Origin of the sequence: Collinsella aerofaciens, from assembly GCF_040910265.1 — a bacterium.
Lineage (GTDB): Bacteria > Actinomycetota > Coriobacteriia > Coriobacteriales > Coriobacteriaceae > Collinsella > Collinsella aerofaciens_BK.
The window spans coordinates 36,107-59,356 of the sequence record NZ_JBDGAW010000003.1; the positions used below are offsets into that span (position 1 = coordinate 36,107).

Sequence of the window (23,250 nt, forward strand, 5' to 3'; positions counted from 1 at the left end):
AATAAGCCTCCCGCACGGCAACGCCCCGCGGGAGGCTCAACACCCAGCAAACAGACCTTTTACGCCTCGGACTTCTTGGCGTAGATAAACCAATAGCCCAGTGCGATCAGGACCGCGCCGCCCACGATGTTGCCCAGCGTGGCGGCAGACAGGTTAAACGCGATACCTGCGACGTTCAAAGCATCGGCACCGGCAACGTCGGCACCGTAGCCGCACGCGTGCATCACGGCGCCCATGGGCAAAAAGTACATGTTGGCAACGCAGTGCTCAAAACCGCAGGCCACAAAGGCGGCGATGGGCAGCAGAATACCCACGACCTTATCGACCACGGTCTTGCCGGCGGTGCCGATCCACACGGCCAAGCACACAAAGATATTGCACAGGATGCCGCGGAAGAAGATCGTCACCCAGTCGATCGTCACCTTGCCGGCGGCCACGCTCACCATGGAGTTGGCGACCGCTTCGCCGTTGAGCTTGTAGATGCCGGCCATGTACACCAAAAAGACGATGAACAGGGCACCGACAAGGTTACCGACCCACACGATGACCCACGCCTTGAGCATCTGGGGCAGCGTGATCTTTTTGCTCTTGAGCGCACAGACCATGAGCGAGTTGCCGGTAAACAGCTCGGCGCCGCACACCAGTACGAGCACCAGGCCCAGGCAAAAGCTCAAGCCGCCCACAAAGCGCTGGGCGCCCCAGCCGAGCGTGCTATCGCTCAAAAACACGGTAAAGAACAGGCCGCCGAAGGCGATGAACGCACCGGCGAACATTGCCAAGACAAAGGCCTTGGCGACCGGCAGGTTGGCCTTGGTCACGCCGGCGGCCTCGGTCTTTGCCTCGATCGCGGCGGGTGCCAGGCAATCGGGAGCGGGATACTCCACCTTGGTATCTGCCATGTCAATCACTTCTTTCCAAATCAGCAGGGACAAGCGCTCCTACAGCTCCTGCCCCAAGCGGACAAAGCGGGAAAAGTCGTTGGCGGCCACGGCGTCGTACACGGCGTCGACGGCGTCAAAGACCTCCGGGGACATGGGGTTGTAGAACTCCGTGTCGCCCGGCTGAATCCCTACGAAGACGATATCATCGCATGATTGCTCGATCTCTTCGATCAGAATCGAGAGCGGAAGCGAATGTGTGGTGAACATCGACTTGCGCGCGACGTCGGTCTTATCGAGCAGACGGATGGATCCGACGGGTAGGGCCATGTCGGCGGCATCGACCAGAACCAGGCGCGGCGGACGCTCACGCTTGACCTCGATGATGTCATCCTCGGGCGTCTGGCCGCCGTCGATGGTGTACCAGCCGGCAAGAGGCGCGTCCTCCATCTTTTTGGAGAGCACGGGGCCGGCGGCATCGTCGGCGCGCAGCACGCTTCCCGCCGTGAGCACAATGCCCGCAAAGGGCGCATCGTTCACGCGGCCATCGACAACGCGGCCCATTACTGCAGCCTCCCCGTCAGATACACGCCCGACACGTCGCGCACGCGCTCCACCAGATCGCGGAACTTCATCAGAAACGCGACCTGCTGGGCATGCAGGCCAAAGTCATCATCGAACACCGAGATGCCGGCCTTGGCCGAACCGCGAAAGCCGCGCTCGTCGAGCAGCGCATCGCACGCCTCGAGCAGGGACGGCACCGCGGCCTTGTCGAGCTGGCACTCGCCAAAGGAGCGGATGGCCTCAAACTTGATTTTGGCCTCCCCTTCCGGCAGCGCATCGACCAGCGAATAGAAGACATCCACCGGCACGGACAGGCGCGGCTCAAAGCAATCGAGCACGCCGGTGTGGTGGCCCACGGCGAGCGTATAGTACAGCACGTCGCAGGCCTCCTCGGGAACGTCTTCCTCGGTCTCGACAAACTTGCGCGTGAGCTCGTAGAAGACCACCTGGTCGGGCGCATGCCCCAGGCAGGGGTCGGCGACGCCCTCGGCGGCCTCGACGCTTGCGCGCGAGGCGTCACCGAAGGAGCCGCCGAGCATGCCGGGGCCCGCAAAGTAACCAGAGCGGTCCGTGAGCTCCATCTAGCAACCTCCGGCCAGCACCAGATCCTGCAGCGCCGAGTAGACCTCAACGCGGCGCGGATCGTCCTGCTTGTCGATGAGCAGCGCCATGGCACCACGGATATCGCCCTTGGGCGCACCCTCAAGCGTGTCCATAAACTCGTTGGCCAAGTCGCGGCCGTAACGGTAGCCGCTCATGGCGCGAGCCTCGCGCTCGATGGCAACGCGCAGCTTGTACGGCACACCGGGGTGCAGGATATCGGCCTGCTCGCCGGCGGCCTCCACCGTGGTCTCGGCATGGAGCTTTTGGTCCAGCAGACCGAGCGCCATGGCAAAGCCGTAGATGGTCTGCGCGGGGCTGGGCGGGCAGCCGGGGATGTAGACATCGACCGGCAAGATCTTGTCCGTGCCGCCCCAGACGCAGTAGTTGTCGTAGAAGATGCCACCGGTGCAGCCGCAAGCGCCATAGGACACCACGATCTTGGGATCGGGTGCGGCCTCAAAGGCGCGCAGGGCCGGCATGCGCATGGCACGCGTCACGGCACCGGTGTACAGCAGCACGTCGGCGTGACGGGGCGAGGGCACGACCTTGATGCCAAAGCGCTCGACGTCGAAGACGGGCGTGATGGAACCGAAGATCTCGATCTCGCAGCCGTTGCAGCCACCGCAGTCAACACGGTAGACGTACACCGAGCGCTTGATCTTCTTAAGAAGGGTCGCCTTGGCCTTCTCGATGCTCTCGTCGAGCTCGATCTTGGTCGGGCGGTACTGGAGCCGCTCGGGCAAAAGCGTGGGTTCGGCCATGGTTACTCCTCCTTCGTTTCAAAATCCATGATGATGCCCTCGACCGGCGCCGGGCCGGCGGGAATCTCGGGCGCATCGGGGTTGAGCTCGCGGTCGATATACTCCGGGTTCACGCCGTGGCCGCCCAGATACTCCATGCCGGGGCCCTGGGGCTCGCCGGACGCAAGCGTCTCGTTGGCAGCCATGCCGTGCGCGTTACCGGTCTTTACGGCCGAGGCGGCGCGCAGGGCGTCGAGCTCACGCTTGCACTCCTGGCACATACCGACGGTACGGGCGGCCTGCTCGGCCTCCATGCCGCCGGCCTTTTGCAGCAGGCGCTTGGCGTAGTCGATCTCCTTGTGCGGGGCAAACGGCTTGCCGCAGCGCGAGCAGTGCTCGAGCGTATAGACGCTCTTGCTGGTGAGGTCGTCCTTGCTCATGACGGCCAGCTCAAACTCCTCGGTGAGCTTGATGGCCTCCATGGGGCAGGCTTCCTCGCAGCGGCCGCAGAAGATGCAGCGGCCGTAGTCGATCGACCAGGTGATGGTATCGGCCGCAAGGTCGGTGTCCATGCGAATGGCATCGGCCGGGCACGCCACGCCGCAGGCACCGCAAGCGATGCAGAGCTCGGCATTGTGCTCGGGCTTGCCGCGCATGTCCTTATTGGTGGGGAACGGCGCAAACGGGTACTTGACCGTCGCGTCGCCGGCCTTGGCGTTAACCTTCCAAAGCTTCAGCATATTAGAGCGCCTCCTCATCGAGCGGAGAGGCCATGGTGCCCTCGCCCGCAAGCGGCGACTTGTCGCGCCAGACGTTCTCGAACTGCTCCTTGTCGAGCACGTGGTCGCGCTTGGCGGCGACATCGGTCACCGTCACGCGGTCGGTGCAGGAGTAGCACGGGTCGAGCGAGCCGACGATGAGCGCCGCGTCGCCCACGGTGTTGCCGCGGAACATGTAGCGCAAGACCGGCCAGTTGCTGTACGTAGCGGCCTTGGCGCGCCAGCGGTAGCACTTCTGGTTGTTGCCGAGCATGGCCCAGTGCACGTCCTCGCCGCGCGGCGCCTCGGTAGCACCGATGGCGTACTTGTGCGGGGTGTACTCCCAATCCGTGGTGAGGATGGGACCCGACGGGCAGTTCTCGAGCATGGTCTCGATCATATCGATCGAATCGTAGACCTCCTGGATGCGGACGGCGGTACGGCCAAAGGCATCGCAGGTGTCGGCCGTGGCCGCGTGCATCTTTTGGATGTCGGGGTCGGCATAGCCATCGAAGGGATGATCGAAGCGCACGTCGCGGGCATAACCCGAGCCGCGCATGAGCGGGCCGACCGGCGAAAAGTCGCGGGCGATCTTGCGGTCGAGGATGCCGATGCCGCTCGTACGCTCAATAAAGTTGGGCGTGGAGAGCAGCACGTCAACGAGCTCTTGGACCTCGGAGCGCAGCTGGTGGATGGTCGTGAGCGTGGAGAGCTTCTGCTCGGCCAGGATGTCGCGACGCACGCCGCCGATCACGTTGAGGCCATAGGTCTTGCGGTGACCGGAGAGCTTCTCGGCCAGGTCCATCGACTTCTCGCGGACGCGGAAGAACTGCTGGAAGCCGGAGTCGAAGCCAGTGTAGTGCGACGCCAGGCCAATGTTGAGCAGGTGCGAGTGCAGACGCTCGACCTCAAGCATGATGGCGCGGATGTACTGGGCGCGCGGCGGGACGTGGACGCCCTGGGCACGCTCGACGGCCTCGGCATAGGCCACCGAGTGGGCGCAGCCGCAGATGCCACAGATACGGTCGGCAAGGAACGTCACGGCGTCATAGTTCAAGCGCGTCTCGGCGACCTTCTCCATACCACGGTGCACGTAGAACAGACGGTAGTCGGCGTCGACGATCGTCTCACCCTCGACGAACAGACGGAAGTGGCCGGGCTCATCGGAGGTAATGTGCAGCGGTCCCATGGGGACGAGCGTCGTCTCCTTGCCCTTGGTATCGGCCAGGAACTCGTAGTTCTCCATATCGCTCGCGGGAGCGGGGCGATAACGGTAGTCCATGGAGTCCTTGCGCAGCGGGTACAGGCCGCTCGGCCAGTCGTCGGGCAGCACCAGGCGACGGCGATCGGGCAGGCCCTCGGGAATCAGGCCGAACATATCGCGCAGCTCGCGCTCGCCCCACACGCAGGCGGGGACGAACGGCGTCACGGACGGGAACGTCATCTTGGCGGGGTCGACCTCGGTGCGCACGGTCACCCAGCCGGGGTCCTCCCCCTCCATGGAGATGACGTAGTACACGGCGTAGCGGCCGCACAGGCTGCGCTCGTCGTTGCCGACGATCACGGGAATCCAGCCGTAGCGCTCGTAGTACAGGTAGTGGACGGCCTCGGGCAGCTTGTCCTGCTTGACGGTGATCGTCAGCTGGTCCTCGCACTGCCACTCGACCTTCTCGATGCAGCCCGGAACAGCGCGGCGCAGGGCCTCGACATGGCTCTCGCAGCGGCGGGCATACACCTTGTTATCGGTAGTTTCTGTCATTGGTTACTCCACCTCGCTCTGAGCGGTCTCGGTACCGAACACAGCGCGGTACATCGGCGCCGCATGAAGCTCCTCGGTGCTCTGCTCGAGCACGATGCCGGTCGCGGTCTCCACACCGCGGACGAGCGGCGTGGGCGTGGCGATTCCGAACCAGAGGATCATGACGGCCAGGATGATCTCGGGGATCAGCATGAGAGCCGGGGCCTCATGCTTGCCCATGCCCTCGGGCGCATGGCCGAAGACCGACTTGAGCGCGATGCGGGTGAGCGCCGAGATGGCGACGGTGAGGCCGAGGGCCACCACGACGACGAGCCACATCGGGCCGGCGGTGACACCGGCGGCGAACGTCAGGAACTCGGAGATGAACATACCGAAGGGCGGGAAGGCGGCAAGACCGAGCAGCGCCAGGATGGCGAGCGCGGCGGTCGCGGGTGCGACCTCGACGACGCCCTGGATCTTGGCGAGGCTGCGCGTTCCGAAGGCGTGCTGGATGTTACCCGACACGCAGAAAGCGAGCGTCTTGGTGAAACCGTGGAACACGCAGTGCAGCAGGGCCGCGGCGATACCCAGCGGGCCGCCGATGCCGAGGCAGAGCGCGATGACGCCCACGTTCTCGACGGACGAGTACGCGAAACGACGCTTGAGGTCGTCCTGGCGGAACATGGACAGCGCCGCCACCAGGATGGACAGCGTACCGACGATCAGCAGCAGAAGCTGGGGGTAGTCGGCGCCGACAGCCTGGATGGTAAAGCCGTAGAAGCGCATGATCACAAGCATGGCGCACTTGAGCAGGACGCCCGAGAGCAGCGCCGAGACAGGGCTCGGAGCCTGGGAGTGGGCATCGGGCAGCCAAGTGTGCATGGGGAACAGGCCGGCCTTGGTGCCAAAGCCAATGACGATGAACGCAAAGGCGAGGCGCATAAGCGTCGGGTCGAACTGGTCGGCATACGGCAGCACGCACGACAGGAATGCGGCCTCGTGGGCGTTGGGGATCACGTCAGCGGCGTTGGCATAGATCAGCAGCGTGCCGAAGAGGCCGAAAGCCACGCCGGCGGTGCAGACCATGGCGTACTTCCAAGATGCCTCGAGGGCGGTCTTGTTCTTGTAGATACCGACCAAAAACACGGTGGACAGCGTGGTTGCCTCCACGGCGGCCCAGGTGAGGATCATGTTGTTCGACAGGCATGCGAGCAGCATGGTGAAGACGAACAGGCTGAACAGCGCGAAATACTGCTTGGCGCGCTCGGCGGGCATGGTGCCCTCCTCGATGTCGGCCTTGACGTAGGGTAGCGAGAAGAGCCCCGTGAGAAAGCCGATGAAACCGATGAGCAGCACGAAGATGGAGCCCAGCGAATCGAGGTGGAACCACAGGCCGAGGGCGTCGGCGGTGTCGCCGCTCATAAGGACCTCGCCGGCCGTCATGATCGACAGCACGAGGACGGCCGCGACGGAGACCAGGTTGAGCCCGGCGAACACGTTATAAGACGTGCCCTTGGGCAAAAACGCCATGATGAGCGAGAACACCAAAGGGGTCGCGAGCAGGGCGAGAATCAACGTTTCCATGGACTACCCCCTCAGCTCGGACAGGTCGTGCGAATCGAGCGAATGGGAATCGTCCCAGATGCGGCGCACGACGATGGACATGATGATGACAGCGAAGATGGCGTCGGTGGCGATACCGATCTCGATGATCTCGGGAGCGGTGGGCGCGAGGAGCGCGAGCGTCACGTGGCTGCCGTTTTCCATGAGGCAGTACCCGAAGATCTGCTTCATGATGTTGCGCTGCGAGATGATGCAGGTGAGACCCACGAAGAAGTGGGCGAAGCTGATGGCGAGCGCAGGGGTTGCGACCTCGGCCGTAGGCAGGCTGATCTGCGTCACGACGGCAAAGCAGACGGCAACCTCGACGGCGATAAGGCAGATGGCCCATGCGGGCTTGATGCCGGCCGCAAGCGATGCGTCACTCGGCTCACCCATCTTCTTGTACGCGCGGTTAAGAATGTACGGAACCAGGACAACCTTGGTGATAAAGGCGGAGCCGGCCCACATAAGGAGCTCCTGCGCACCGGTGGTGACACCGAGCGTGGCGAGCAGTCCCACGAGCACCAGCGACTGAACCGCATACCAGCGGATGGAGTGCTTGATGTTCTTGGAGATGACCACCATGGTGGACGTGACGATCAGAAGGCCGCCAAGGATGTTGACGATTGAATATCCCATGTCGTTCTACCTCCTAACCGATCCAGCTGGCCGAAAGCGGGCCGCTGACGATGACCATGATGATGAGCACGATGAACACGAATGCCATCGCACGGGGAAGCGGGGCTCCCGCGGCGACCTCCTCGCTCGGCTCGCCGGGCAGGCAATAGCCCATCCACTTGAGGAACCAGGCGAAAGTGGCAACGGTCTCGGCGACCATGATGCACACGAGCACCAGGATCGCGACGTTGCCGGCACCGACGGAAAAGCCGCCGGCGATAATCTGGAACTTCGAGAAGAACGTGTTCATGGGCGGCACGCCGGCAATGGCGAGCGCCGCCACGCCAAAGCCCACGCCCGAAATCGGGTACTTCTTTACGATGCCGCGCAGCTTGGGCAGCATACGCGTACCGAGCGTAAAGGAGAACGAGCCGGCAATCAGGAAGAACAGGGTCTTGGCAAACGCGTGGTTAAAGATATGGCAGACGGCGCCGTCAAAGGCGAGCTGGCTGCCAAAGACCGAAAGGCCCAGGCCAAAGAACACGTAGGAGAGCTGGGCGATCGTGGAGAACGCCAGCAGGCGCTTCATGTCCTTTTGCGGCAGGTACATCAGGAAGCCAAAGAGCATGGTGACCATGGCGTCGATAATGGCGACCCAACCCACGACCTCGGGAACCTCACCGGCAGAGACGAGTGCGCGCGCGAACACGCACACGCCGACCTTAACCATCGAGGCGCCATGCAGGTAGGCCGAAACAGGCGTCGGCGCCTCCATGGCCGAAGGCAGCCACATGTACATGGGAACCTGCGCGGACTTGGCCCAGGCCGCAAACAGCACGAGCAGAAGGACGATGGCCTTAAGGTTGGAGTCCAGGCCGGCAATCGCGGTAATGGCGAAGGTGCCGGTATGGGCAAACACGATGGCGGCACCCAGGTACAGGCCGAGCGCGCCGATATGCGTGATGATGAGGGCCTTCATGCCGGCCTTCTTGGCGGTGGGGGTCATGTAGTAGCTGATGAGGCCCCAAGAGCACGCGCCCGTGATCTCAAAGAACACGAGCTGGCCCAGAAGGGTCGAGCTGTACACAAGACCGGCCATGGCGCCGATAAACGTCGCGAGGTACGCATAGAAGCGACGACGAGGCGCATCGGGGTGCTCACGGTTGTTCTCGCTCATATAGGGAATCGAGTAAATCACGACGAGCAGGCCGATGCCCACAAAGGCGGGCGCGAGCAGCGTGCTCATACGGTCAAACGTAAATCCCATGACGAGGGTTTGCCCAAACGAGATCAGGGGGACCTGCGTATCGGGCATGCCGGCGCCGGCGAAGTTCGCGGCGAGGGCGATGGTGCAGGCCGTCGAGACGGCAGCACCCAAGACGCTGAACCACTTGGCGTACGGACGGGGGAACAGGGCGACAAGCACCGAGGCCACCATCGGGGCCGCGATAGCGACCAAGCCGAGAAGGGACAGACTGACTGCGAATGACATTGTTTCTCCCTTCTCCTACACGCCGACGATCACGAAGACAAACGCCAAAACGGCGATGCCCACGACGATCCAGGTCTGGTTGCCGAGCACCTTAAAGCGCGAGCGCGAGCAGGAGTTCTCGATCACGCCGCAAATGACAAAGTCGATGAGGCACTTCACGAGGAACACGACGGCTCCCAAGACGGCCGCGGCGCCGATGGCCGCAGGCTCGCCCCAAGGGACGAAGATCGCGCAGAACCAGGCGACGACAAGGACCTGCTTCATGGACATGGCGAGCTTGGCCATGGCAAGCGACGGGCCGGAAAGCTCGGCAAGCGGGCCCTCCTGAAGCTCCTGCTCAGCCTCAGCCTGGTCAAACGGCAGCTTGCCCAGCTCCATATAGCAGGCAACGGCAAAGGCGATACCGGCAAGGATCACGGCGACCGGCGCATCGACGGCACCCGTCATGATGTGCTGGCCCATGGTGGCGATGTCAGTGGAGCCGCATACAAGGGCTGCGGCGAACAGTGCCAGCAGCATGGACGGCTCGATGAGCACGCTCATGAGCAGCTCACGGACACCACCGATGCCGGCGTAGGCATTGGAGGAATCGACGCCGCAGAGGGCGAAGAAAAAGCGGGCGAGCGCCAGGCTGTACATGATGGTGATGGCGTCACCAAAGACCGGAATGGGGCTTTGTGCCGTAAAGAGCGGCAGGCCCATGGCGAGCATAAAGGTGACGGCGAAGAACAGCGGCGGCATGATGCGAAGCGCAAAGCTCGCATCCTCGCTTTGGGACTCGGGGCGTGCGAAGAGCTTTGCGATATCGCGGTAATCCTGCATGATGCTCGGTCCGCGACGGTTATGCATCTTGGCGCGAATCACGCGGCCGAGGCCGGAGAAGAACGGAGCGACGGCCATGACGACCACGCCCTGCAGAACGGCAAGTACGATGTTGTTCATGCTCTCCCCTCCTTAACCCATTTGCACGGCGAGCACGAGGAACACCACGAGCGCCGCGACGATGTAGCAGATATAGATGCTGTAGTTGCCACCCTCGAGCTTGGTCGCGAGGTCGGCGAGCTTCTCGACGCCCTTATGCGGGGCATCGACGAGAACCTTGTCGGGCACGGACTCCACGGCCTCGGCCACGCCAGTGAGCTTCTGGAAGAAGTGAGCGATGGACCAGCAGACGGCCGTACAACGGTCGCGCAGCGTGTAGAGCGGCTGCATAAACCAAGAGACCTCGGAAGCGAAGGTCGTGGCCACGACGGGCATATGCTCGTTGGGAGCATAGCCGCATGCCCACGGCTGGGACTTCTGCACCTTGCCAACGGTCTTGAGCTTGCGGAAACCGCAGGCAAGGCCGACGAGCACCACGAGTGCGATGGCAATCGCGGGCGTGGAGGTGGCAGCGCCGGAGTACTGGTTCATGAGCTCCATGCCCTCGGCGGCAAACACGCCACCGTACGGATGCAGCACGGACGCGGCGACATCGACCAGCACGGGCGCGATCACGGGAGCGCCGATGCCCAGCACGATGCAGACTGCAGCGAGCAGGCCCTGCGCAAACACCATGGGAGCCGGGACTTCCTTGGCGTTGGCCGCGGCCTCGGAACGAGGAGCGGATGCAAAGGAGACGCCGTAGGCCTTGACGAAGCACGTGACGGCGAGCGCACCGGTAATGGCGAGCGCGACGGCGGCGAACACGGCCACGATCATGACGGCCTTGTCACCCTGCATAGCCGCATTAAAGAGCGACTGGTAGGTGAACCACTCGGAAACAAAGCCGTTGAAGGGCGGAATAGCCGAGATGGCGAGCGCGCCGATAAGGAAGCAGATGGCCGTTGCCGGCATACGGCGGAACAGACCGCCCATCTTCTCCATATTGCGCGTACCCGTGGAGTACAGCAGTGCACCGGCGCCCAAGAACAGCTCGCCCTTAAACATCGCGTGGTTAAACGTGTGGTAGAGGGCGGCCATCAGAGCCAGGACGGCGATGCCGACCGAGTTGAGCGCCATGGCGGCCATGGAGGCGCCGACGCCGAGCAGAATGATGCCGATATTCTCGACGGAGTGGTAGGCCAGCAGGCGCTTGATGTCATGCTCCTGCAGGGCGAAGGCCACGCCGAGGACCGACGAGATCGCACCGAAGACCATGACCATAAGGCCCCACCAGACCTGAACGCCCGAGGCGCTCAGCAGGTCGAGACCCACCTTGAGAATGCCGAAGATACCGATCTTGATCATGCCGCCGGACATGAGGGCCGACACGTTGGACGGCGCCTCGGGGTGCGCCTTGGGCAGCCAGCCGTGCAGTGGGATGATGCCGGCCTTGGCGCCAAAGCCAAAGAAGGCAAGCACAAAGCACACGGATGCGACCGCAGGACTAAACTGCGTAGCGCGGAAATCGGCAAACGCAAACGAGCCGCCGGCGAAGTTGGTCATGGTGAGGAAACTCGCCATGATGAGCACAAAGCCAACGTGCGCGATCACAAAGTAGAGCCAACCGCCGTGGATGGAGTTCTCGTTCTCCTCGATCACGACGAGGAAGTACGAGGTGAGCGACATGAGCTCAAACGCAACCAGGAACCAGAACACATTGTCGGCCGTGATGACGAGCATCATCGAGGCGACAAACGTGTTAAAGAAGAAGCCGGCGCGGCCCTTCTTGCCCGGATACTCATCAAAGTAATTGAGACCGTAGATCGATCCAGCAAACGCCAGCACCGAGATGAGCGCCACGAACAGGCCGGACAGCTGATTGAGCAGCAGCTGGAAATGCGCGAACGGGAAGAAGACGATCGTGTCGACCGACGTGACGTCGCCGAGCACGGCCTGAATGCCGGCCACAAAGGAGAGCACCGCGGCGACGGCACCGATAAGGCAGCCGGCGGTCTTGGCGGCGTTGTCGGACTTAATCAGCAGAACCGAGGCGAGCGCACCGATGCACGAGACGGCAAGCGATGCGATAAACAGCGTCATGCTATCCATTGCTTACGCTCCCTTCTGCTTTCTCGGACAGGCCCTGAGCCACAGCAGCCACGTCGACAGCCGGACCGTTCTCGATCGAACGCAGGCGCTTAGCCTCGTCCAGCTCACGATCGGCCGAGCCGCCCATGACGGTGAGCGCCTTGGTGGGGCACGCCGCCACACAGTGGGGGCCGTCCGGGTCGAAGGCACACAGGTCGCACTTGACGGCGCAGGTGTACTGACCGGGCGCCCACGTGAGCAGGCTGCTCAGGGACTTGGGGTAGGACGGTGTCGGGTCGCACATGCCTGCGACGCCGGCAATGGACGTGCCATCGGGATGGATGGCACCGAAGGGGCACGCGATGGCGCACAGCCTGCACCCGATGCACTCCTGCTCCTTGACGTGGATGCGGTCGCCGTCGTGCTCGATGGCGTTCACCGGGCAGACCTCGGCGCAGGGGGCACCCTCGCAATGGTGGCAGGCAAGGGCGGCCGAAATACCGCCGGTCTTCACGAGCGCCAGACGCGGCGTATCCTGAAGACCCTGCATCCGGTGGGCGTCGGCACAGGCGGACTGGCATGTTCCGCAGCCGATGCACCTCTCCGGGTTGATGTCGATGAAGCGGTTCATCCCCACTTCCTTTCAAAATAACGGGCCGGGCTCCCGAACGTACGGGACGCCCGGCCCAAAAAGCCAACGAGAACGGGACTACACGATTTGATTCACGTGCGTCTCGTCGTCGAACTTGGCGGCGCCGGGCTCAACGTCCTGAGGAGCGGCGGCGTCCACCAGAGCCTGCTTAAGCTCGGTGTACTGACGCTCGACCTCGCCCTCAGCCCAGACCTGGTCGGCGATAGCGTCGACCTGGCAGGCGGAGAACTTGTCCTCGGGCGTATGCGAGACCGGGTCGACCTTGTGAATGGTCAGCTCGTTGCACTTGCCAATCCACCACTGGTAGGTCATATAGACCGTGCCCTTGTTGATACGGTCGCTCACGTCGGCGCGGCTGTATACCTGGCCGCGGCGGCTGTGAATCGAGACGATGTCGCCGTTCTTGATGCCGCGCGCCTGGGCGTCCGCGGGATTCATGCGGACAAAGCCGGGCTCGTCGGCGAGCAGCGCCAGCGTCTTGCAGTTGCCGGTCATCGAGCGGCAGCTGTAGTGGCCGACCTCACGGACGGTGCACAGGATGAGCGGGTACTCATCGTCGGGAAGCTCGGAGGGCGCCTCCCAGTCGTGCGCCATCAGGTTGGCGCGGCCGTCCTTGGTGGTGAACTTGCCACCAGCGAACATGTCGGCCGTGCCGTGGTCGTTCACATCGGTGCTCTTGACGGGCCACTGGGCGTAACCGCCCTCGGGAGCCATCTTCTCGTAGGTTGCGCCCACAAAGTTGGGGCACAGGCTAATGCACTCGTTCCAGATCTGCTCGGTGTTGTCGTAGTGCATGGGGTAGCCCATGCGCGTAGACAGGTCCGCGAAGATCTCCCAGTCGTGGCGGCACTCGCCCTTGGGCGGAACAGCCGCATCAAAGTGCTGGAAGCTACGGTCGGATGCGGTAAAGACACCCTCGTGCTCGCCCCAAGAAGTAGCGGGCAGGATGACGTCGGCGAGCATAGTCGTCTGCGTCATAAAGATGTCCTGGCAAATGAACAGATCCAGCTCGGAGAGCGTCTTGCGCATGCCGGCCGAATCGGGCTCGGTCTGCACCGGGTCCTCGCCGTAGTTGTAGAAGCAATGCACCTTGCCCTCGTCGACCAGGTGGCCCAGGTCGGTGAGCTTGTAGCCCTCCTCCAAGGGGAGCTTTTCCTCGGGCACGCCCCAAGCCTTGGCAAACTTGGCGCGAGCGGCGGGGTCGGTGACTTTCTGGTAGCCAGGGTACAGGTTGGGCAGCATGCCCATATCGCAGGAGCCCTGGACGTTATTCTGACCGCGCACGGGCGCGAGGCCGGAATTGGGTTTGCCGATCTGGCCGGCAACGCAGGCGATGGAGGCGATGGTGTGCACCGTCTTCAGGTTCTGCTTCTGCTGGCATACGCCCATGCCCCAGCCAATGATGGCAGAGGGCTTCGCCGTGGCGTACATCTCGGCAGCTTGGTGGATCAACGCGGGCTCGACACCCGTGATGTCCTGTACGGATTCGGGAGTGTAGTTCTTGATGGTCTCCCACCACTCGTCAAAGCCGTTCGTGTGCTCGGCGACGAATTCCTTGTCGTAGAGGCCATCGTTGACCAGACAGTTGGCAAAGGCGTTGAGGAACGCAACGTTGCAACCGTTCTTGATCGGAAGGTAGAGATCGGCGATACGCGCGGTTTCGATATGGCGCGGATCGGCGACGATGATCTTGCAACCCTTTTCTTTGGCTCGCACGATACGCCTTGCGACGATGGGGTGCGAATCGGCAGGGTTATAGCCGAAGAGGAAAATGCAGCCCGCATCCTCCATACCGGGGATGGAGCATGACATGCAACCTGAACCAACCGTGTCCATCAGACCGAGGACAGTAGGGCCGTGTCAAGTACGGGCGCAGTTGTCCACGCTGTGGGTGCCGATGCACGCGCGCGTAAACTTCTGCATGACGTAATTCGCCTCATTGCCGCCGCCTCGCGAAGAGCCAGTGGTCATGACAGCGTTAGGACCATATTCGTCAATTATGGCCTGCATCTTAGATGCGGTGAAATCCAGTGCCTCGTCCCAGCTTACGCGCTCAAGATCCGCGCCCTTAGTGCGGCGGATCATCGGGTGCAGTACGCGAGGAGTCAAGATCTTGGTGTCGTTGATGAAGTCGTAGCCGCTCATACCCTTAAGGCACAGCTCGCCCTGATTGGTGATGCCGTTGAGCGGTTCGGTACCCACGACCTGGCCGTTTTGGACCAGGAGGTTAAACTGGCAACCGGCGCCGCAGTACGGGCAGATCACTTTATGCTTCTCCATGACACCCTCCTTCCTTTTTCTGCTACCGATTAATCGGTACGTATTTGACAATCGTTGGGCCTGTATGGCCGCCCGCCTACGCCTCGTTTTCGATGGTGGCGCGGGCACGCTCGGCGGTCAGTTCCGCCAGGCGCTCCTCGTCTACCAGGGTGAGGCCCTTGGTCGGGCACGCCTCGGCACACGCCGGACCGCCGGGACGGTCCACGCACAGGTCGCACTTGAGCACGAAGCTCTTGGTCTGCGAACCCACGCGCACGTCGCCCATCAAGACGGGGACCTGCGTGGTCGCCACGCTCACGGCGCCAAAGGGGCAAGCCATGACGCAGCTCTTGCAGCCGATGCAGTTGTCCTCGTTAACGCCGATACGATGGTTCTTTGGATCAAAGAACAAGGCGCCCGTGGGGCAGGCCTTGGCGCACGGAGCGTCCTCGCAGTGGTGGCATGCCACCGGCGCGGAAATCTCGTAGGTGCGCGTCACGCGCAAGCGAGGTGCGGCGATGTTGCCGGGAATATCGTGTGCCTCGATACACGCCGCCATACAGGTTTGGCACCCAATGCAGCGTGAAGAATCAGCCACGACTCGTTTATTGCCCATGTTGTTCACTCCCTCCTGAATCCCATGCCGGAGAGACCCTGTCGACGTTGCCCCGGACCGCCCGTGGTCCGGCATCGGCATATCGAGTGCATGCGGCGAAACAGGCACTCGGTAGAATTTCTCCAACGGTATACAGGTTGAATATACGCAGTTGCAGGGGGCAAACTTGAGCATAGGCCCTGCAATACGGGTGTATTGCAGGAATTTTGGCAGGTTGGAATTATTCTCTAGAAGCTATAAAGGTGAGTGTATTACATGCGTACGCCCAAGAAAGATTTCACGCTCATTTCTGAAGGATGTAGTACGTTTGTAATATCGTTTACAGTCAATTACTCTAGTGCAATAAAGTAGTGGTAGTAAGATTGGCTATTATTAGCCGATGCTGTATTTGACTATTCAAATTGCACGCTCATTAAGGGATGCCAGTGATGTCATCGACTCAAAAACGAGCCATCCTGCAGGTGCGCATTCGCGAGGAAGACAAGCAGCATGCCGAGCGTCTCTACGACGCCATGGGCACATCGCTCGCCGAGGCCGTGCGCCTTTTTGTCGCGCAGAGCATTTTGATGCGCAAGCTCCCCTTTCAGCCGGTCGCCGTGCGCTCAAAGGACGGCACCGCCGCCTATGGATCGCTCAAAGCATATGGGGACCCCAATCGCCGCTCCGAGGAGCGCAATGCCTGGATTGAGTACCTTGCCACAGAAAGCGACGATTCGATTTTGGGTCCCGAGGAAGTAGATATCCATGAGTAGCACCATCATCGACGAGACCGTCATACTACGTTACCTGCTGGACGACGACGAAGTTCTGTCACCGCGCGCCGCCAAGGTCATCGCCACGCGCACCGCTCGTGTCTACCCCGAGATCATCACTCGCGTCGTGGTCACGCTGCGCGACGTCTATAAGGTTCCCCGCGTTGAGATTGCTGCGGCCATGAAAAGGCTGCTCGATGACGTCATGGTCGACGAGCCCACCGTTGTCGCCCTTGCCGTCAAACTCTTTGGCAAGACCCATATGGACTTTACCGACTGCCTCCTCGCAGCCCGAACCGCCATCTACAACGATGATGTCGTGAGCTTTGGCAAGCCCATCATCCAAGGCATGATCGATTACCGCCACAAGCGCCAAACCGCAGCCGAAGCCCGCAACCGCAGCACCGACTCCACCATCGACAAGCTCCGCCACCAATCCCGCCACCAATCCCGCCACTAACCGACAGGCAACGGCATCGCCCGCCCCTCAGCCCCATCCCCTCCTAAGTTGCGGTGAAATAGTTCCTGTTTTCAAGCTTCCACGGGCCTTTTAGGAACTATTCCACCGCAACTTCCAGGTTGGCCATCCGAAACCGACAGCCTTGGACCGCGAATCCTACTGTTCGCCACGAAATGGGCCTATCTACTACGTTTAACCGATTACCCTCGACCATACCGAAATCCGAAATATCAAAACCGCTGGTAGACGGCTTGCCGATTTTCCGAAAATGCTGCTGTGGTCGACCCCTGCGGGCCAAACGTAGTAGATGGGCCGTTTTCGTGGCTCAACCCCGGACCAGTCATTTTGGGACAGGGCTTTTTGACCTCATTTGCCAGCCGATTGCTAGAGTAGTCAAAAAAGCCCCGTCCCAAATTAGCTACCCCGACCTTCAGTGGGTTCGCAAAAGCCAAACGACAGTCCGTATTTAACCGCAACTTAGGTGGGGCATGGGGCGGCATCGATTCCCGCACCTCGTACACTTACGAAAATGGCTCTGGTCCCAAAAGGAACTAGAGCCATTCATCTATCTTATGGAGCGGGCGACGGGAAGTCCAAGGGTTTGCTTCGCAAACCCTTGTTTCGCTGCGGGCCATTGGCCCTTGCGTGCTGCGCTGGAAAATGCTCACGCATTTTCTCAGCTTCGCACCCTGCCGGGTTCGATTCCCGTCGCCCGGCACGCTTATGAAAACGGCTCTGGCACCAAATGGAGCCAGAGCCGTTAAAACTATCTTATGGAGCGGGCGACGGGAATCGAACCCGCGTCATCAGCTTGGAAGGCTGGGGTTCTACCATTGAACTACGCCCGCAAGATATGGTCGGGACGACAGGATTTGAACCTGCGACATCCTGCTCCCAAAGCAGGCGCGCTACCAAACTGCGCCACGTCCCGAAGGTGTTGAGCAGCTAAGGTCTAAACCTTGCGTGTCCCAAAGCGAAGGAAATTATAGGGTAGACTCCCCGCCTGTGCAAGCGCAGAAACCCTAGCTCCTCGAATGTGCGACAAACCGGCTATGAACCAGGCCGATCACAAACGCCACTACGGCAACCGGCGCCCACGCGGCACCAATCTCTGCCAGCGGCAGCGCATCGAACGGCAGCCACGCGCCCGCAAAGAACGCATCGCGAACCGAGGTGATCACGCTCTGCACGGCGACAACGCCGCCGACCCAGACCCACACCTGCGGATGCGCATCGCAAAAGCCGTGAACAAGGCCCATAAGCACCAGCACGATGGCGACGGGATACAAAGCGTTGAGCATGGGCACCGAGAACATAAGGATCACGTCGAGGCCCACGTTGGAAAGCACGCACGAAAATGCCGCGAACACAAAGGCGAGAATCGCGAAGGGACGGCGCATGGCCTCCTCGGAAGCCTCCGCTCCCCCTTCGACCACATACGTCTCGCAGAAGTAACGCGAGCAGCAGCTAATGAGGCCGATGCACACGTTCATGCAGGCAAGGAAGAAGATCGCGAAGACCACGACCGTGCCGGCAAGGCCAAAGTGCATGGAGGCTGAGCGAGCAAGGATGGCAGCGCCGTTGGTAGCGTCGGGCATCACGGTGCCGAGCTGCATACCGGCAAGGGCCAAGCCACAATAGATGATGGCCATGAGCACGCCGGCGATCACGCCGGAGCGCGAAATCTCGAAGGCGACACGCCTGTCATCGGTAACGCCGAGCTCGTGGATAGTCTCGGCGATGATGATGCCAAAGGCGAGCGACGCAAGCAGGTCCATCGTCTGATAGCCGGTCAAGAAGCCCTGCACGGCAGCACCCGCATCATAGGGAGCCTGCGGCGCGGCAGCCGGACCCAGCGGTGAGATCACGGCAGCGCCGACAACCAGCACAATGAGCGCGATGAGCGCGGGGCCCGTAATGCGACCAAGCACACGCGTGATAACGCCCGGGCGCAGCGTAAGCGCAAACGCGACGACGAAGAAGGCGACGGCAAACACCAGGCGAGCCGTGCCGAGCGAAACGCCCTCTGGCAGCAGCGGCACCAGCATCTCGAAGGCCGTGGAGCTCGTACGCGGAATGGCCAGGCACGGACCGATCGCCAGGTACACTGCCGCGACGAAGAACTCGCCAAACTTGGGGTGCACGCGACCGGCCAGCTCGCGCGCCGTTCCGGCAAGCGCCACGGCGATAAAGCCCATGACGGGCAGGCCGATGGCGGCAATCAAAAAGCCGACCATGGCAAGCGGCGTGGCCGTGCCGGCCTGGAGCGCCAGCAACGGCGGAATGATGAGGTTGCCGGCACCAAAGAGCATCGAGAACAGAGCGATGCCGACGGTAACGACATGGTCGGAGCGAAGGCCGCGTGGGGCAGATGAAGCCATGGGGCCACCTTTCGGGTCGAAACAAAATCAGGACGGGCAAAACACCCGTCCCGCAAGTATATACGCTCTAGCAGGCTAAATCGCGCAGAGCGTCAATTGCCGTGTCGACTTCCTCGTCTGTGTTGAAGTACCCAAACGAGAATCGAACGACGCCCTGACGCTCGGTCCCCAGCGCGCGGTGCATGAGCGGAGCGCAATGGGCGCCGGGACGGGTCGCAATCCCCCATCCCTGCATAAGCGCGTCCGAGATTTCGGCCGAATCGACATCGCCCACGTTGAGCGACACAATCGCAGAGTGCGTCGGCTGGTCAAAGGCACCGTAGAGCTTAATCCCCGGAATCTCGCGCACGCCGGCAAGGAAGCGATCGGCAAGCGCACGCTCGTGGGCAGCAATCGCCTCGACCCCACCCTGGGCCTCGATAAAGTCGAGACCAGCGGAAAGGCCGGCGATACCGTGGCCGTTGAGCGTGCCCGCCTCAAGGCGCGTGGGCCACTCAAGCGGCTGCAGCGCATCGAAACTGTGCACGCCCGTACCGCCCATGGCCCAAGGGGCTACGTCAATACCCTCTGCCACGGCCAGGCCGCCGGTGCCTTGGGGTCCCATGAGCCCCTTGTGGCCGGTAAAACACACCACGTCGAGCCCCATGGCCTGCATATCGATATGCGCCGTGCCGGCAGACTGCGAGGCATCGACGATCACCAGCGCGCCGGCCGCATGGGCCATGGCTGCTACGCGCGCAATGTCGACCGCGTTGCCGGTCACATTGGAGGCGTGCGTCACAACCACGACACGCGTGCCCGGCGTGACCAACCGCCCGAGCTCGTCGTAGTCGAGCGCGCCGTTCGCGTCGCAGCCCGCATGTTCAACGGTCACGCCCTGCTCTGCCGCCAGGCGGTTGAGCGGACGCAGCACAGAGTTGTGCTCGAGCACCGTCGTAACCACACGATCGCCGGGGCGCACCACGCCATTGATGACGGTGTTGAGCGCCGCCGTCGAGTTAGGCGTAAAGCATACATGGTCCGCTCTCGGGCAACCCAAAAGGCACGCGAGCTTGGCACGACAAGCGTGAATCGTACGAGCGGCATCGAGGGCACCCGACGTCGCGCCACGTCCGGCATTGCCGAGCGAGCACATCGCCTGCGTCACGGCATCGATCACCGTCTGCGGCTTATGCATGGTCGTCGCCGCGTTATCCAGGTAGATCATCGCACGACCTCCCACATGTCGATTACCGTAAAGCCCTCGGTGGGGACGCCCGCCGCGGCAAGCTCGCCGCGCAGCAGGTCCTCATCCGAAGGCAGCGCCTTCCACGCCAAGCCGCAGCCGGCAGCGACCTCCCCGGGCACGGGAATCGTGCGCCCGGGAAGGCCGCGCTTAATGCACAGGGACTCGCAACCCATGGCGGCCGCCGTGGTGGGAAACGTGATGACAAGCGCCGGGCGCTTCTCCCTCATGGCAACTCCAACCAATACGCTACGGGCGCACGACGCGCACGGCCTGCTCCATCTTCTCCACGATCACGTACATGTTGGTGACCTCGCCCACCGCAAGCTGGTCTTTAATGCCGTAGTGGTCCAGGCAGGTACCACAGGTGAGAATCTCGACACCCTGCTCCGCCAGCCCCTTCAGGTCATCGAGCACCGGCGAGCCCTCGACGGTGAGCTTGGCGCCGCCGTTGTAGAACAACATGGTCGCGGGCAGCTCCTCCTGTTGCGTCACGGCGAAGATAAACGCCTTCATGAGCTTGTGGCCCAGCTCGTCGTCGCCACGGCCCATGCAATCGGTGTAGACGGAAATGACAAGTTTGCCCTTGCCGGCGCTGGCATCACAGAAGGCAGCGCCATCCTGCTCGGGATCAGCCACGGCAACGGCGCTAGAGGTCGCCACGGTCACGTGCCACTCGGCGTCAGAAACCTTCTCGACCGAGGCCGTGCAGCCCTTCTCCTGCGCCATCTTGGAGATGTTCTTGACGGCGGTCTCGTTATCGACCGAGGTCACCACGGCACCCTCGCCATCGAGCTGTTTGAGCGCCTTGAGCGTCTTAACAACGGGCAGCGGGCAGGCATCGCCCATGGCATTGACTTCAATCTTGGTAGACATAGCTTTTCCTTTCGAATAAATCGTTTTAGAACGGTACATAGCTCAATAAACGTGTCGTTAACGGACAACGTGGACGGCAGGACCGCCCGGCACCGCCTCGCACACGCGACCGATAACGGCGGCGATGCGATCCTCGGCATGCAGACGGCGCGCAAGCTCATCCACATCGGCAGCAGGCGCCGCGATGAGCAAGCCGCCCGAGGTCTGCGGATCGTACAGCGCATCCAACATGACCGGCTCCAGGTCCTCGCCGGCAGCCACACGCGGGCCAAAGAAGTCCTGGTTGCGGTAGGAGCCCGCGGGGATAATGCCCAGGCGCGCCATGTCGAGCACCTGATCAAAGAGCGGTACCGCTCCCGACGCAAGCTCAACCTGCACGCCCGAGCCCTCGGCCATCTCGCACGCGTGCCCGATCAGGCCAAAGCCCGTGACATCGGTGCAGCCGTGAAGCTCAAGTCCCTCGGCCAGACGAATCGGCGCCTCGTTGAGGGTGCACATCGAGTCAAACATGGCTGCGGCCTCGTCCTGCTCGATGAGCTCGCCCTTGATGGCTGTGGTGATGATGCCCGAGCCAACCGCCTTGGTCAGCAGCAGGACATCGCCCACGCATGCACCGCTGTTGGCGAGCATGCGGTCGAGCGCGACAAAGCCGCTCACGGACAGGCCGTACTTGGGCTCGTCGTCGTTGATGGTGTGGCCGCCCGCGATGGAGCAGCCGGCCTCGACGCACTTGTCGGCGCCGCCCGCCAGAATCTGGCCGGCAACCTCAACGCCCAGACAACTGGGTATGCAGAGCAGGTTCATGGCATGGCTCGGCCGCCCGCCCATGGCGTAGATGTCCGACAGCGAGTTAGCCGCGGCAATCTGGCCAAACAGGAACGGGTCGTCGACCATCGGTGGGAAGAAGTCGATTGACTGCACGAGGCCTAAGTTATCACCAACGCGAAAGACGCTCGCATCGTCGGAGGTATCGAACCCCACGAGCAAGTTGTCGTTATGCACATTGGGTAAATCGCCCAGGACCTGGGCGAGGGCTCCAGGAGCCAACTTAGCAGCTCAACCAGAGGCAGCGGTCATCTGCGTGAGCTTAATAACATCGTCAGCCATCGATTCCTCCTCTCATAGGTCAATCAGTTCCTCCCAGTATACGCATGGCGGCGCCGAGAGCGGACGGCGAATGACACCGCCCCTTACATGAGCGCCTGTGCGCGAATCGCCGCACCGATGGCACCGGCAAAGCGAGCCTGGGGCGAGGTGGTGACCGGCGAGCCCAGCAGCGCGGCCAGCCGCTCCACAACGTAGGTGTTCTCGCACAGACCGCCGGTCAGATAGTACGGGACGCCCGCCGCCTGGCCGGCCATAGTCGCCACGCGCGACACGACGCTTTCGATCACGCCACGCGCAATGTTCTCGCGCGGCTCGCCACGACCGATCAGGCTGATGACCTCGCTTTCGGCAAAGACCGTGCACATGCTGGATATCTTGGTGGGCTCACCGGAACGCGCAAGGTCGGCCATCTGCTGCTGGGTAATGCCCAGGCGGTCGGCCATAATCTCCAGAAAGCGCCCCGTGCCGGCGGCGCACTTGTCGTTCATGGCAAACTTGGCCACGCGGCCACTTTTTAGCTGAATGACCTTGGTGTCCTGGCCGCCCACGTCGATCACGGTGCCGTGGTCGCCAAACAGGCGCACGGCACCGGTACCGTGACAGGTGATCTCGGTCACGACCTTGTGCGCATAGGGCACGGCGACACGGCCGTAGCCAGTCGCGACCACGCGAACATCGTCACCCGTCACGTCATAACCCGCCGCTGCCAGTGCCTCGCGCAGCCGCTCGGAAGCATCGACCGAGGAGAACCCGGTTGGCTGCACGCACGTCCACGCCACCGAACCCTCCCCGTCGACCACAGCAGCCTTAGCCGCCGTAGACCCGATATCGATCCCGACCCCTATCATGGCTCTCTCCCAATCTAAACATCAAAGACAGCGGCGCGTTCAGGCGCCTTAGCTCTAGGTTTCTCAGGTGCCGGAGATTGCCCCGAAAGAGGAGCGCAGCGTACTTTGGGTACGCAAGCGACGGTTTGA

General features: G+C 62.3%; 22 protein-coding genes and 2 tRNA genes. 2 read left to right on the forward strand and 22 right to left on the reverse strand.

Annotation, left to right across the window (positions count from 1 at the left end):
- Nucleotides 1–59: 59 nt before the first annotated feature.
- The 14 genes from AB5Z14_RS02440 to AB5Z14_RS02505 all read right to left on the reverse strand — a co-directional run bounded on the left by AB5Z14_RS02440 (nt 60) and on the right by AB5Z14_RS02505 (nt 15,646).
- Nucleotides 60–899 (reverse strand): formate/nitrite transporter family protein, encoded by an 840-nt coding sequence (locus tag AB5Z14_RS02440; protein WP_368130128.1) that lies wholly within the window; start codon nt 897–899, stop codon nt 60–62.
- Between the two features lie 39 nt (nt 900–938).
- Nucleotides 939–1,442, reverse strand: a complete 504-nt coding sequence (hycI, locus tag AB5Z14_RS02445) for a hydrogenase maturation peptidase HycI (RefSeq protein ID WP_368130129.1) — start codon at nt 1,440–1,442, stop codon at nt 939–941.
- The gene (locus tag AB5Z14_RS02450; RefSeq protein ID WP_368130130.1) at nt 1,442–2,023 is read right to left on the reverse strand and encodes a formate hydrogenlyase maturation HycH family protein; all 582 of its coding nucleotides are present in this window, start codon (nt 2,021–2,023) and stop codon (nt 1,442–1,444) included. The genes hycI and AB5Z14_RS02450 overlap by 1 nt, the downstream gene beginning before the upstream one ends.
- Nucleotides 2,024–2,806 carry an NADH-quinone oxidoreductase subunit B family protein gene (locus tag AB5Z14_RS02455; protein ID WP_368130131.1) on the reverse strand — a complete coding sequence of 261 codons (783 nt, stop codon included), beginning with the start codon at nt 2,804–2,806 and terminating at the stop codon, nt 2,024–2,026. It lies immediately after the preceding gene.
- 2 nt (nt 2,807–2,808) lie between these two features.
- A complete protein-coding gene (locus AB5Z14_RS02460; protein ID WP_196022398.1) occupies nt 2,809–3,525 on the reverse strand; it encodes a formate hydrogenlyase complex iron-sulfur subunit in 717 nt (238 codons plus the stop codon).
- Nucleotide 3,526: 1 nt separating this feature from the next.
- Nucleotides 3,527–5,302: a hydrogenase large subunit gene (locus tag AB5Z14_RS02465; protein WP_368130132.1), complete on the reverse strand. Its 1,776-nt coding sequence runs from the start codon at nt 5,300–5,302 to the stop codon at nt 3,527–3,529.
- A 3-nt stretch (nt 5,303–5,305) separates the two neighbouring features.
- Nucleotides 5,306–6,865 (reverse strand): hydrogenase 4 subunit F, encoded by a 1,560-nt coding sequence (locus AB5Z14_RS02470; protein WP_368130133.1) that lies wholly within the window; start codon nt 6,863–6,865, stop codon nt 5,306–5,308.
- A gap of 3 nt (nt 6,866–6,868) precedes the next feature.
- On the reverse strand, nt 6,869–7,522 hold the full coding sequence (gene hyfE / locus AB5Z14_RS02475; protein ID WP_368130134.1) for a hydrogenase 4 membrane subunit: 654 nt from the start codon (nt 7,520–7,522) through the stop codon (nt 6,869–6,871).
- 13 nt (nt 7,523–7,535) lie between these two features.
- On the reverse strand, nt 7,536–8,993 hold the full coding sequence (locus tag AB5Z14_RS02480; protein WP_368130135.1) for a hydrogenase 4 subunit D: 1,458 nt from the start codon (nt 8,991–8,993) through the stop codon (nt 7,536–7,538).
- A 15-nt stretch (nt 8,994–9,008) separates the two neighbouring features.
- Nucleotides 9,009–9,935, reverse strand: a complete 927-nt coding sequence (locus tag AB5Z14_RS02485; protein ID WP_368130136.1) for a respiratory chain complex I subunit 1 family protein — start codon at nt 9,933–9,935, stop codon at nt 9,009–9,011.
- Nucleotides 9,936–9,947: 12 nt separating this feature from the next.
- Nucleotides 9,948–11,966: a hydrogenase 4 subunit B gene (gene hyfB / locus AB5Z14_RS02490; protein ID WP_368130137.1), complete on the reverse strand. Its 2,019-nt coding sequence runs from the start codon at nt 11,964–11,966 to the stop codon at nt 9,948–9,950.
- Entirely contained in the window at nt 11,959–12,576 is a 618-nt protein-coding gene (locus tag AB5Z14_RS02495) for a 4Fe-4S dicluster domain-containing protein (protein WP_368130138.1), read from the reverse strand. The genes hyfB and AB5Z14_RS02495 overlap by 8 nt, the downstream gene beginning before the upstream one ends.
- A 78-nt stretch (nt 12,577–12,654) precedes the next feature.
- Nucleotides 12,655–14,877: a formate dehydrogenase subunit alpha gene (fdhF, locus tag AB5Z14_RS02500; RefSeq protein WP_368130139.1), complete on the reverse strand. Its 2,223-nt coding sequence runs from the start codon at nt 14,875–14,877 to the stop codon at nt 12,655–12,657.
- A 76-nt stretch (nt 14,878–14,953) separates the two neighbouring features.
- Nucleotides 14,954–15,646 (reverse strand): 4Fe-4S dicluster domain-containing protein, encoded by a 693-nt coding sequence (locus AB5Z14_RS02505; RefSeq protein ID WP_368130140.1) that lies wholly within the window; start codon nt 15,644–15,646, stop codon nt 14,954–14,956.
- A gap of 254 nt (nt 15,647–15,900) precedes the next feature.
- Here AB5Z14_RS02505 and AB5Z14_RS02510 point away from each other — a divergent pair, with 254 nt between their 5' ends.
- Together AB5Z14_RS02510 and AB5Z14_RS02515 are read left to right on the forward strand one after the other, a co-directional pair.
- A complete protein-coding gene (locus tag AB5Z14_RS02510; RefSeq protein WP_117765829.1) occupies nt 15,901–16,224 on the forward strand; it encodes a type II toxin-antitoxin system RelB/DinJ family antitoxin in 324 nt (107 codons plus the stop codon).
- Nucleotides 16,217–16,684, forward strand: coding sequence for a type II toxin-antitoxin system VapC family toxin (locus AB5Z14_RS02515; RefSeq protein ID WP_368130141.1), 468 nt, complete (start codon nt 16,217–16,219; stop codon nt 16,682–16,684). Before AB5Z14_RS02510 ends, AB5Z14_RS02515 begins: the two co-directional genes overlap by 8 nt.
- A 774-nt stretch (nt 16,685–17,458) precedes the next feature.
- Here the strand turns inward: AB5Z14_RS02515 and AB5Z14_RS02520 are convergent.
- From AB5Z14_RS02520 to AB5Z14_RS02555, 8 genes are all read right to left on the reverse strand, one after another.
- A tRNA-Gly gene (locus AB5Z14_RS02520) sits at nt 17,459–17,532 on the reverse strand.
- Nucleotides 17,533–17,538: 6 nt separating this feature from the next.
- Nucleotides 17,539–17,615 (reverse strand) — tRNA-Pro (locus AB5Z14_RS02525).
- 91 nt (nt 17,616–17,706) lie between these two features.
- The gene (brnQ, locus tag AB5Z14_RS02530) at nt 17,707–19,065 is read right to left on the reverse strand and encodes a branched-chain amino acid transport system II carrier protein (protein ID WP_368130142.1); all 1,359 of its coding nucleotides are present in this window, start codon (nt 19,063–19,065) and stop codon (nt 17,707–17,709) included.
- A 67-nt stretch (nt 19,066–19,132) separates the two neighbouring features.
- Nucleotides 19,133–20,272 (reverse strand): aminotransferase class V-fold PLP-dependent enzyme, encoded by a 1,140-nt coding sequence (locus AB5Z14_RS02535; RefSeq protein ID WP_368130143.1) that lies wholly within the window; start codon nt 20,270–20,272, stop codon nt 19,133–19,135.
- On the reverse strand, nt 20,269–20,520 hold the full coding sequence (locus tag AB5Z14_RS02540) for a putative Se/S carrier protein (protein ID WP_368130144.1): 252 nt from the start codon (nt 20,518–20,520) through the stop codon (nt 20,269–20,271). Before AB5Z14_RS02540 ends, AB5Z14_RS02535 begins: the two co-directional genes overlap by 4 nt.
- 19 nt (nt 20,521–20,539) lie before the next feature.
- Nucleotides 20,540–21,166 carry a sulfurtransferase-like selenium metabolism protein YedF gene (gene yedF / locus AB5Z14_RS02545; protein WP_368130145.1) on the reverse strand — a complete coding sequence of 209 codons (627 nt, stop codon included), beginning with the start codon at nt 21,164–21,166 and terminating at the stop codon, nt 20,540–20,542.
- A 57-nt stretch (nt 21,167–21,223) separates the two neighbouring features.
- Nucleotides 21,224–22,273, reverse strand: coding sequence for a selenide, water dikinase SelD (gene selD / locus AB5Z14_RS02550; RefSeq protein WP_438265644.1), 1,050 nt, complete (start codon nt 22,271–22,273; stop codon nt 21,224–21,226).
- An 83-nt stretch (nt 22,274–22,356) separates the two neighbouring features.
- On the reverse strand, nt 22,357–23,121 hold the full coding sequence (locus AB5Z14_RS02555; RefSeq protein WP_368130147.1) for an acyl-CoA dehydratase activase: 765 nt from the start codon (nt 23,119–23,121) through the stop codon (nt 22,357–22,359).
- Nucleotides 23,122–23,250 lie beyond the last annotated feature (129 nt).

What these genes read in the sequence shown, in the direction of transcription:
- AB5Z14_RS02440 (WP_368130128.1), bottom strand. Translation starts at nt 899, where the DNA reads ATGGCAGATACCAAGGTGGAGTATCCCGCTCCCGATTGCCTGGCACCC.
- hycI (WP_368130129.1), bottom strand. Translation starts at nt 1,442, where the DNA reads ATGGGCCGCGTTGTCGATGGCCGCGTGAACGATGCGCCCTTTGCGGGC.
- AB5Z14_RS02450 (WP_368130130.1), bottom strand. Translation starts at nt 2,023, where the DNA reads ATGGAGCTCACGGACCGCTCTGGTTACTTTGCGGGCCCCGGCATGCTC.
- AB5Z14_RS02455 (WP_368130131.1), bottom strand. Translation starts at nt 2,806, where the DNA reads ATGGCCGAACCCACGCTTTTGCCCGAGCGGCTCCAGTACCGCCCGACC.
- AB5Z14_RS02460 (WP_196022398.1), bottom strand. Translation starts at nt 3,525, where the DNA reads ATGCTGAAGCTTTGGAAGGTTAACGCCAAGGCCGGCGACGCGACGGTC.
- AB5Z14_RS02465 (WP_368130132.1), bottom strand. Translation starts at nt 5,302, where the DNA reads ATGACAGAAACTACCGATAACAAGGTGTATGCCCGCCGCTGCGAGAGC.
- AB5Z14_RS02470 (WP_368130133.1), bottom strand. Translation starts at nt 6,865, where the DNA reads ATGGAAACGTTGATTCTCGCCCTGCTCGCGACCCCTTTGGTGTTCTCG.
- hyfE (WP_368130134.1), bottom strand. Translation starts at nt 7,522, where the DNA reads ATGGGATATTCAATCGTCAACATCCTTGGCGGCCTTCTGATCGTCACG.
- AB5Z14_RS02480 (WP_368130135.1), bottom strand. Translation starts at nt 8,993, where the DNA reads ATGTCATTCGCAGTCAGTCTGTCCCTTCTCGGCTTGGTCGCTATCGCG.
- AB5Z14_RS02485 (WP_368130136.1), bottom strand. Translation starts at nt 9,935, where the DNA reads ATGAACAACATCGTACTTGCCGTTCTGCAGGGCGTGGTCGTCATGGCC.
- hyfB (WP_368130137.1), bottom strand. Translation starts at nt 11,966, where the DNA reads ATGGATAGCATGACGCTGTTTATCGCATCGCTTGCCGTCTCGTGCATC.
- AB5Z14_RS02495 (WP_368130138.1), bottom strand. Translation starts at nt 12,576, where the DNA reads ATGAACCGCTTCATCGACATCAACCCGGAGAGGTGCATCGGCTGCGGA.
- AB5Z14_RS02505 (WP_368130140.1), bottom strand. Translation starts at nt 15,646, where the DNA reads ATGCTCAAGTTTGCCCCCTGCAACTGCGTATATTCAACCTGTATACCG.
- AB5Z14_RS02510 (WP_117765829.1), top strand. Translation starts at nt 15,901, where the DNA reads ATGTCATCGACTCAAAAACGAGCCATCCTGCAGGTGCGCATTCGCGAG.
- AB5Z14_RS02515 (WP_368130141.1), top strand. Translation starts at nt 16,217, where the DNA reads ATGAGTAGCACCATCATCGACGAGACCGTCATACTACGTTACCTGCTG.
- brnQ (WP_368130142.1), bottom strand. Translation starts at nt 19,065, where the DNA reads ATGGCTTCATCTGCCCCACGCGGCCTTCGCTCCGACCATGTCGTTACC.
- AB5Z14_RS02535 (WP_368130143.1), bottom strand. Translation starts at nt 20,272, where the DNA reads ATGATCTACCTGGATAACGCGGCGACGACCATGCATAAGCCGCAGACG.
- AB5Z14_RS02540 (WP_368130144.1), bottom strand. Translation starts at nt 20,520, where the DNA reads ATGAGGGAGAAGCGCCCGGCGCTTGTCATCACGTTTCCCACCACGGCG.
- yedF (WP_368130145.1), bottom strand. Translation starts at nt 21,166, where the DNA reads ATGTCTACCAAGATTGAAGTCAATGCCATGGGCGATGCCTGCCCGCTG.
- AB5Z14_RS02555 (WP_368130147.1), bottom strand. Translation starts at nt 23,121, where the DNA reads ATGATAGGGGTCGGGATCGATATCGGGTCTACGGCGGCTAAGGCTGCT.